This window comes from Alkalibacterium sp. m-11, assembly GCF_054658155.1.
Map to the genome: position 1 here is coordinate 1 of NZ_BAAGIR010000421.1, position 323 is coordinate 323.

General features: G+C 44.9%; 1 protein-coding gene. It reads left to right on the plus strand.

The features are described 5' to 3' along the window. A partial coding sequence (locus tag ACYQ2O_RS13035; protein ID WP_459771508.1) for an RNA-guided endonuclease TnpB family protein occupies window positions 1-323 on the plus strand: 323 nt, incomplete at both ends.

The window sequence follows — 323 nt, forward strand, 5'->3', positions numbered from 1 at the left end:
AAAAACCACGACATCATCGGTATCGAAGATTTGCAGGTGTCGAACATGGTGAAGAACCGCAAGTTGAGTAAAGCCATCAGCGAAGTCTCATGGTCAGAGTTCCGGACTATGCTTAAATACAAAGCAGGCTGGTACGGCAAACAAGTTGTCACTGTGGCGAAAAACTTTCCATCCAGCCAATTGTGTTCAAATTGTAGCTACCAAAACAAAGCCGTTAAGAATCTCACTGTCCGTGAATGGGCTTGCCCTGAGTGCAATAGTCATCACGATAGAGATATTAACGCAAGCATGAATCTTCGCAACGAAGCGTTGCGATTAACCGT